At 65.1% G+C, this 8,118-nt stretch carries 8 protein-coding genes; all 8 read left to right on the plus strand.

The window, feature by feature from the left end:
* The first annotated feature begins 115 nt into the window (after positions 1–115).
* The 8 genes from H9X91_RS12640 to infB all read left to right on the plus strand — a co-directional run bounded on the left by H9X91_RS12640 (position 116) and on the right by infB (position 7,391).
* On the plus strand, positions 116–535 hold the full coding sequence (locus H9X91_RS12640) for a Fur family transcriptional regulator (RefSeq protein WP_204805519.1): 420 nt from the start codon (positions 116–118) through the stop codon (positions 533–535).
* Positions 522–1,235, plus strand: coding sequence for a metal ABC transporter ATP-binding protein (locus H9X91_RS12645; RefSeq protein WP_204805521.1), 714 nt, complete (start codon positions 522–524; stop codon positions 1,233–1,235). The genes H9X91_RS12640 and H9X91_RS12645 overlap by 14 nt, the downstream gene beginning before the upstream one ends.
* Positions 1,232–2,044 (plus strand): metal ABC transporter permease, encoded by an 813-nt coding sequence (locus H9X91_RS12650; protein ID WP_204805523.1) that lies wholly within the window; start codon positions 1,232–1,234, stop codon positions 2,042–2,044. The genes H9X91_RS12645 and H9X91_RS12650 overlap by 4 nt, the downstream gene beginning before the upstream one ends.
* Positions 2,045–2,265: 221 nt before the next feature.
* Positions 2,266–2,727: a ribosome maturation factor RimP gene (locus H9X91_RS12655; protein WP_204805525.1), complete on the plus strand. Its 462-nt coding sequence runs from the start codon at positions 2,266–2,268 to the stop codon at positions 2,725–2,727.
* Between the two features lie 52 nt (positions 2,728–2,779).
* Positions 2,780–3,973, plus strand: coding sequence for a transcription termination factor NusA (gene nusA, locus H9X91_RS12660; RefSeq protein WP_204805527.1), 1,194 nt, complete (start codon positions 2,780–2,782; stop codon positions 3,971–3,973).
* Between the two features lie 30 nt (positions 3,974–4,003).
* The gene (gene rnpM, locus H9X91_RS12665; protein WP_204805529.1) at positions 4,004–4,285 is read left to right on the plus strand and encodes an RNase P modulator RnpM; all 282 of its coding nucleotides are present in this window, start codon (positions 4,004–4,006) and stop codon (positions 4,283–4,285) included.
* Entirely contained in the window at positions 4,272–4,910 is a 639-nt protein-coding gene (locus H9X91_RS12670; RefSeq protein ID WP_204805531.1) for a 50S ribosomal protein L7, read from the plus strand. Before rnpM ends, H9X91_RS12670 begins: the two co-directional genes overlap by 14 nt.
* Before the next feature lie 87 nt (positions 4,911–4,997).
* Positions 4,998–7,391: a translation initiation factor IF-2 gene (infB, locus tag H9X91_RS12675; RefSeq protein ID WP_204805533.1), complete on the plus strand. Its 2,394-nt coding sequence runs from the start codon at positions 4,998–5,000 to the stop codon at positions 7,389–7,391.
* Positions 7,392–8,118: the final 727 nt, after the last annotated feature.

Raw genomic sequence — 8,118 nt, forward strand, 5'->3', positions numbered from 1 at the left:
ATCCGCTGCCTTTACCATACCCTATTTGCCGGACTTTTGCAACCGGTCTTGACTTTTTTCCGGCGGCGTTTATAATATGAGAACGATAATCATTTTCAAATTGAGGAGGCATTGCATGCCATACAGCACGAAACAGCATCAGGCCGTGCTCCGCTGCCTGGAGGCCCGGGGCGAAGCCGCCTGCACCGCCGCCGAGCTGGCAGAGGATCTGCGCCGGGAGGGCTGCCCGGTGGGCCTGGCCACCATCTACCGCCAGCTGGAAAAGCTGGAGGCCGCCGGGGCGGTCCACAAGGTGAACACCGAGGACGGCGCCCTGTACCAGTACTGCGGCCACCAGTCCCAGGGCCACCGGGACTGCTTTCTTCTCAAGTGCGAGCGGTGCGGCCGCATCCGCCATGTGGACTGCACCCAGCTCCAGGCCCTGTATGACCATCTGGAAAAGGCCCACCACTTCCGCATCGATCCCCGGGGGACCCTGTTCTCCGGCGTGTGCGACGTCTGTGCCGGAGAGGAGGCGGACCATGGAGCCCAATGAGCTGATCGTCTGCCGGGACGTGTCCCTGGGCTATGAGGGGCAGAGCGTCCTGACCCACCTGGACCTCACCATCCGGGCGGGAGACTACCTGTGCGTCGTGGGGGACAACGGCTCCGGCAAGTCCACCCTGCTGCGGGGCCTGCTGGGGCTGCTGACGCCCCAGAGCGGCGAGATCCTCCGGGCGCCGGAGCTGCGGCAGGGGGCCGTGGGGTACCTGCCCCAGCAGACCCGGGCCCAGCGGGACTTCCCAGCCACCGTGTATGAGGTGGTGCTCTCCGGCTGCCTGAACCAGAAGGGGCTGCGGTTCTTCTACACCGCCGCCCAGAAGTCCGCGGCCCTGATGAACATGGGCAAGCTGGGGATCCTGGAGCTGAAGGACGCCTGCTATCGGGACCTCTCCGGCGGGCAGCAGCAGCGGGTGCTGCTGGCCCGGGCATTGTGCGCCGCCAGGAGTCTGCTAATCCTGGACGAGCCCATCACCGGCCTGGACCCCGCCGCCGCCCAGGATCTGTACAAGACCCTCTCCTATTTGAATCAGAAGGAGGGCATGGCGGTGGTGATGGTGACCCACGATCTGAAGGCCGCCCTGCACAGCGCCCGGACGGTGCTGCACATCGGCCGCAGCAGCTTCTTCCTGGGCACGGTGGATGCCTATCTGGCCTCCCCCCAGGGGCGGCGGTTCCGGGAGGTGGAGGAATGAGCCTGACCCTGATGCTGACCTATCCCTTCATGCAGCGGGCCCTGATCGCCGGGACGCTGGTGAGCCTCTGCGCCGCGCTGCTGGGAGTGTCCCTGGTCCTGAAGCGCTACTCCATGATCGGAGACGGCCTCTCCCATGTGTCCTTCGGGGCCCTGGCCATCGCTGTGGCCCTGGGATTCACGCCCCTGTACTTCTCCATCCCTGTGGTGATCCTGGCAGCGTTCTTTTTGCTGCGCCTTGCCACCAACCCCCGGTGGAACAGCGATGCGGCCATCGCCGTCATGAGCGCCTCGGCCCTGGCCATCGGCATCATCGTCATCTCCCGGACCACCGGCATGACCACGGATGTGGACAACTACATGTTCGGCAGCGTCCTGGCCATGACCTGGGGGGATGTGGCCCTGTCTGCGGCCCTGTCCATTGCGGTGCTGGTGCTGTTCGTGCTGTTCTATCACAAGCTCTTCGCCGTGACCTTTGACGAGAGCTTCTCCCGGGCCACGGGGCTGCGGGTAGACTGGTACAACACCCTGCTGGCCATCCTCACGGCTCTGACCATCGTGGTGGGGATGCGGATGATGGGCGCCATGCTGATCTCCTCCCTGGTGATCTTCCCGGCGCTGACGGCCATGCGGCTGTTCAGGAGCTTCCGGGGCGTGGTGGTCTGTGCCGGCGTCACGTCGGTGTGCTGCTTCTGCGCGGGACTCATGGCCTCCTGGACGCTGTCCACGCCGGTGGGCGCCTCCGTGGTCATGGCGGATCTCCTCCTGTTTCTGCTCTCCTGTGGGGCCAGTTGGCTCCGCAGGCGCTGAATCCGGGCCGGAGCTGCGGAAAAACCGCGGCTCCGGCGGATTTTTTGTACCAAATCAGGAAAGAATCTGCCAGAAAGGGCTTGCGCTTTCCCGATATCTGTGCTATGATGCGTATGTTAGAAGAGTAAGGTATGTGGAGTGGGCTGCGGGTCCGCTCTTTTTCTTGGCCTTTTTCGGCCAGGCAAATGCTGCTGAAGCTGTCAAAAGAAGGGAGTCCTCCCATGAAAAAAATCACGGAACTGACCGCCGAATTGGCCGCCCCCGCCATTGCGGAGCAGGGCTGCACCCTCTGGGACGTGGAGTATGTCAAGGAGGCCGGCACCTGGTATCTGCGCATCCTGCTGGACAAGGAGGGCGGCGTGGACATCCTGGACTGCGAGGAGATCTCCCGGAAGGTCAGCGACCTTCTGGACGAGGCCGACCCCATCGAAGGCAGCTACACCCTGGAGGTGGGCTCCGCAGGCGCCGAGCGGGTGCTGAAGCGCCCCTCCGACTTTCAGCGGTTCCTGGGCAGTCCTGTGCTGGTGAAGCTGTACCGGGCCCGGGAGGGCCGGAAGGAGTTTGCCGGCTATCTGAAGCGCTATGACGAGGCCAGCGGCGACGTCACCGTCACCGTTGGCGAGCAGGACCTGGTCTTCCCCAAGAAGGAGACCGCCCTAGTCCGCCTGCGGGTGGAATTCTGAGCCATCAGCCGTCCCCACAAGACGTATTTTATCAACAAGGAGAATCAGTCACATGAAAGGCAAAAAGCAGAAGGAGCCCGTAGGCTTCAATCCCGCGGAGATCTTCGCGGCACTGGCTCTGCTGGAGAAGGAGCGGGGCATCCCCCAGTCCTTCATGATGGAGAAGATCGTGCAGGCCCTGACCACCGCCTACAAGCGGGACCACGCGGACGTGGAGAACGTCATCGTGGATGTGGATGAGGAGCATCAGAACCTGAAGATGTTCGTCCAGAAGAACGTGGTGGAGGAAGAGGACTACGTGGACCCCGCCAACGAGATGCCCATCGAGGAGGCCAAGAAGCTCTCCGCCAAGTATGAGGTGGGCGACATCGTGAATATCCCCGTGGACACGGTGGAGTTCGGCCGCATCGCCGCCGGCAACGGCAAGCAGGTCATCATCCAGGGCCTGCGGGAGGCCGAGCGGGGCATGGTGTACGACGAGTTCAACTCCAAGCAGCACGAGATCCTCACCGGTGTGGTGACCCGGATCGATCCCCGCAACGGCAACGTGTCCCTGCGGATCGGCACCGGCACCGACTCTACCGAGGCGCTGCTGATGGCCGGCGAGCAGGTCCCCGGCGAGGAGCTCACCGAGGGTATGCACGTGAAGGTCTACGTGGTGGAGGTCCGCCGGTCCACGAGAGGGCCCCAGGTGCTGATCTCCCGGACCCATCCGGGCCTGGTGAAGCGCCTGTTCGAGCTGGAGGTCCCCGAGATCTACGACGGCACCGTGGAGGTGAAGTCCATCGCCCGGGAGGCCGGCAGCCGCACCAAGATGGCGGTCTGGTCCAACGACGAGAACGTGGACCCCATCGGTGCCTGCGTGGGCCCCAAGGGCCAGCGGGTCGGCAGCATCGTGGAGGAGCTGCGGGGCGAGAAGATCGACATCGTGAAGTACAGCGAGGACCCCGCCCAGTTCATCGCCGCCGCCTTGGCGCCTGCCGACGTCATCGATGTGTGGATGGCGGACGAGGGCAAGGCCTGCCGCGTCATCGTGCCGGACGACCAGCTGTCCCTGGCCATCGGCAAGGAGGGCCAGAACGCCCGCCTGGCGGCCCGGCTCACCGGCTACAAGATCGACATCAAGCCCGAGAGCTATCACGACGAGGAAGAGCCCGCCGAGGATGCCGAGCCGGTCATTGCGGATGATGCGGACGAGGCCGTCTCCCCGGAGGAGACCGCAGCGGCCACCGCCGACGCGGAGTAAGATCAGTTTGTCAGAAAGGCGGCCTGTGAGATGCCGAAAGTGAAAAAGATCCCCCAGCGGCAGTGCGTGGGCTGCCGGGAAATGAAAGACAAGAAGTCCCTTCTGCGGGTGGTCAAGGCCCCGGACGGGACCATCTCCCTGGACTTCGGCGGCAAGAAGCCCGGCCGGGGCGCCTATGTGTGCCACGACGTGGCCTGTCTGCAGAGGGCCCGAAAGACCCGGGCCCTGGAGCGGGCCTTTGAGACCGCCATCCCGCCGGAGGTCTATGACGCCATGGAGGCAGAACTGCGAGGTGCGGATGGACCGGCTTAACATTTTATCCCTGCTGGGCCTCAGTCTGCGGGGCGGCCGCCTGGCGGTGGGAGAAGAGCCTGTGGAGGCCGTGGCCCGGGCCCGGGACGCCCGGGTGCTGCTGCTGGCCTCCGACGCCGCCGACGGCACCCGCCGCCGGTGCGAGCACTTCGCCGCCCACGGCGACTGCATGTGGCTCCAGATCCCCTTCACCAAGGCGGAGCTGGGCCGGGCCCTGGGCCGCACCTCCGTGGCCTTGGCCGCCGTGACGGACGTGGGCCTGGCCGCCGCCCTGCTGCACCGGCTGGCAGAGCTGGACCCGGAGCAGTACCGGGATGCAGCGGACCGGATGGACGTGAAGGCCCGCCGTGCCGCAGAGCGCCGGGCGGAGCAGGCCGCCCACGAGAAAAATCTCCGCCGGGGAAAGCGGCGGCCGAAGGTGCCGCCCGTCCAAAAGGCGGCTCCGCCGGCAGAAACGCCGCCGGAACAGCCCCCGAAGACATCCAGGTCCCGGGGCGCAAGACCATATCGATCCCGTCCCCCCAGGGACGCCCGCCCCAAGCCGAAGGCACAGGCGCGGCCATACGCCAACAGCCGCCCGGTGAAAAAGGGCAAAGGCTCCTTCCGCAAAAAGAAGGAGGGCTGACGGCCCGCGCCGCCGCGGCGCGGTGCCGCGGCAGCCATCTGATAAAATTTCCCAGCCCTCGGGTTGGAGCAGAACGAGGTGTTTTGATTGGGTATTGAAAAATACAGAGTCCATGAGGTGGCGAAGGATTTCGGCCTGCCCACCAAGACCATCACGGAGATCCTGACGAAATACGCCGAGACGCCCAAGAACCATATGCAGGCGCTGACGGATCAGGAGCTCTCTCTGATCTTTGAATATTTGACCCAGCACAATCAGGTCTCCAGCATCCAGACCATCTTCGCGGATACCTACAAGGACGCCGCCAAGGAGGCCCCTGCCAAAAAGGCGGAGCCTGCCAAGTCCGCAGCGCCGGGGCAGGGCCAGGGCGGCAGCAAGCAGCCCGCCGCCAAGGTGCCGCAGAATGCCCAGGGCGGCAGGCAGCCTGCCCAGCAGCAGGCCGGCGCCCCTGCCGCGGCAAAGCCCGCAGCGCAGCAGCCGGTGTCCCGGGTGCCCCAGCGGAAGATCGTGGACACCCGCAAGGGCGGCGACGTGAACCTGGCCAAGTACGACGAACGGCTGGAGGACCTGGGCGGCGAGCGCGGCGCCCGCATGCAGCGGCAGCAGCGCAGCGGCAAGGAGAAGATCCGCACCAACAACCAGCGCCGGGGCGGCATGACCTTCTCCAACAAGCGCAAGCAGGATGAGGCGGAGCGGATGCGCCGGCTCCAGCTGGAGATCGCCAAGAAGGCCCCCGTCAAGGTGATGATCCCCGACGAGATCTCCGTGGGCGAGCTGGCCAGCCGCATGAAGAAGACCGGCGCCGAGGTGGTCAAGTGCCTGATGAAAAACGGCGTCATGGCCTCCCTCAGCCAGATCATCGACTTCGACACCGCGGCCATCATCGCCGAGGAGATGGGCTGCAAGGTGGAGCATGAGGTCACCGTCACCATTGAGGAGCGGCTGATCGACGACCACGAGGATAAGCCGGAGGATCTGGTCCCCCGGGCTCCTGTGGTGGTGGTCATGGGCCACGTGGACCACGGCAAGACCTCCCTGCTGGACACCATCCGCCACACCTCCGTGGCGGCCGGCGAGGCCGGCGGCATCACCCAGCACATCGGCGCCTATCAGGTGCAGGTGAACGGCAAGCCCATCACCTTCCTGGACACGCCGGGCCATGAGGCGTTCACCTCCATGCGTGCCCGGGGCGCCATGATCACGGACATCGCCATCCTGGTGGTGGCGGCGGACGACGGCATCATGCCCCAGACCGTGGAGTCCATCAACCACGCCAAGGCCGCCAATATCCCCATCATCGTGGCCATCAACAAGATCGACAAGGAGAATGCCAACCCGGACCGGGTGCTCCAGCAGCTGACGGAGTACGGCCTGGTGCCCGAGGACTGGGGCGGCGACACCATCTGCTGCAAGATCTCCGCCAAACAGAAGATCGGCATCGAGAATCTGCTGGAGATGGTGACCCTCACCGCCGAGATGGCGGAGCTGAAGGCCAACCCCAACCGGTCCGCCAAGGGCACCGTCATCGAGGCCCGGCTGGACAAGGGCCGCGGCCCTGTGGCCACCCTGTTGGTGCAGAACGGTACGCTGAAGCAGGGCGACATCATCATCGCCGGCACCGCCGTGGGCCGCGTCCGCACCATGATGGACTTCAAGGGCACCCGCCTCACCGAGGCCGGCCCCTCCGTGCCCGTGGAAATCGCGGGCCTGTCCGAGGCTCCCGAGGCCGGCAGTCCCTTCTTTGCCGTGGCTGACGAGCGCATGGCCCGGGAGCTGGTGGAACAGCGGAAGGCCGAGGCCCGCGCCAAGGCTGCCGCTCCGGTGCAGAAGGTCTCCCTGGAGAATCTGTTCGACCAGATCCAGGCCGGCGAGCGCAAGGAGCTGGCCCTGATCGTCAAGGCCGACGTCCAGGGCAGCGTGGAGGCGGTGAAGGCCTCCCTGGAAAAGCTCAGCAACGACGAGGTGAGCGTCCGTGTCATCCACGGCGGCGTGGGTGCCATCAATGAGTCCGACGTCATGCTGGCCGCCTCCTCGGGCGCCATCATCGTGGGCTTCAACGTCCGGCCGGACGCCGCAGCCCGGGACGGCGCGGCGCGCCAGAACGTGGATATGCGGATGTACCGGGTCATCTACGACTGCATCGACGAGATCGAGGCGGCCATGAAGGGCATGCTGGCCCCCAAGTACCGGGAAGTGGTGCTGGGCCACGCAGAGGTCCGCCAGACCTACAAGGTCTCCAGCGTGGGCACCGTGGCCGGCTGCTACGTCCAGGACGGCAAGATCGTCCGGGCCTGCTCCGTCCGGGTGGTCCGGGACGGCATCGTGATCCACGAGGGCTCTCTGGCCTCCCTGAAGCGGTTCAAGGACGACGCCCGGGAGGTGGCCGAGAACTACGAGTGCGGCCTGACCGTGGAGAAGTTCAACGACATCAAAGAGGGCGACATCATCGAGGCATTTACCATGGAGGAGATCCCTCGGTAAGGTCGCTGCGAGACAATTTCATTTCTGCGCACAATAGGGGCGGCGACTTCGTCGCCGCTCCTGATCATTATGCGGGCATATCGATGCTGTCCTGCCGGACGGGGGAAACCGCTGGGTTGCCAGCTGGGCAATGCGCCCCCCATTTTCTTTTTGAGACATCAAAAAGAAAATGCGCCGCGCCCGGTGGAAAAGAAAAAATGTTCGGCGGGTCGGTCTGCGCAGGCGCAGACCTCCTGCCGCCGGCGGGGGAAGGTTGGCTGTCCCATGCGGCAGTCAGGGACGGAAACGCCCGGTCCTTGGGGAAACCTCTAGCCCGGGGAAATCTGGGATACCCGCTGCGCCGATTTTCACTGCCGCTGGCGGTTCCTTGCGGGAGTTGGTGCAACGGGCCGATGAGGGCATCGGCCCCTACGACCGCCAGGGGAGCGCGTAGCGAAGCGGAACGCGCGGAAAGAGGAACTGGTCAAATGCGTCCTTGCAACCCGATTTTCGTCGGTGCCTGCGCCGCGGGAATCTGCCGTCAAATCTACACCGCACTCCGCCGCGCCCGTCGGGGAACCATCGCGAATCCGCAGGCACTATCTCACGCCGACCCCCGTACAGCAACTTTGCACATCCGTGCAAAGTTGCGACCAAAGCGTTTTTTCTCTTTGGACCGTGCACGGCCCGTTTCTCTTTTGGCAAGACCAAAAGAGAAATGGGGGGTGCATTGCCCAGCTATCAACAT

It is taken from the genome of Oscillibacter valericigenes (assembly GCF_016902445.1).
GTDB lineage: Bacteria > Bacillota > Clostridia > Oscillospirales > Oscillospiraceae > Oscillibacter > Oscillibacter avistercoris.

Excerpts from the sequence above, each read along its gene's own strand:
- H9X91_RS12640 (WP_204805519.1), top strand. The coding sequence starts at position 116 with ATGCCATACAGCACGAAACAGCATCAGGCCGTGCTCCGCTGCCTGGAG.
- H9X91_RS12645 (WP_204805521.1), top strand. The coding sequence starts at position 522 with ATGGAGCCCAATGAGCTGATCGTCTGCCGGGACGTGTCCCTGGGCTAT.
- H9X91_RS12650 (WP_204805523.1), top strand. The coding sequence starts at position 1,232 with ATGAGCCTGACCCTGATGCTGACCTATCCCTTCATGCAGCGGGCCCTG.
- H9X91_RS12655 (WP_204805525.1), top strand. The coding sequence starts at position 2,266 with ATGAAAAAAATCACGGAACTGACCGCCGAATTGGCCGCCCCCGCCATT.
- nusA (WP_204805527.1), top strand. The coding sequence starts at position 2,780 with ATGAAAGGCAAAAAGCAGAAGGAGCCCGTAGGCTTCAATCCCGCGGAG.
- rnpM (WP_204805529.1), top strand. The coding sequence starts at position 4,004 with ATGCCGAAAGTGAAAAAGATCCCCCAGCGGCAGTGCGTGGGCTGCCGG.
- H9X91_RS12670 (WP_204805531.1), top strand. The coding sequence starts at position 4,272 with ATGGACCGGCTTAACATTTTATCCCTGCTGGGCCTCAGTCTGCGGGGC.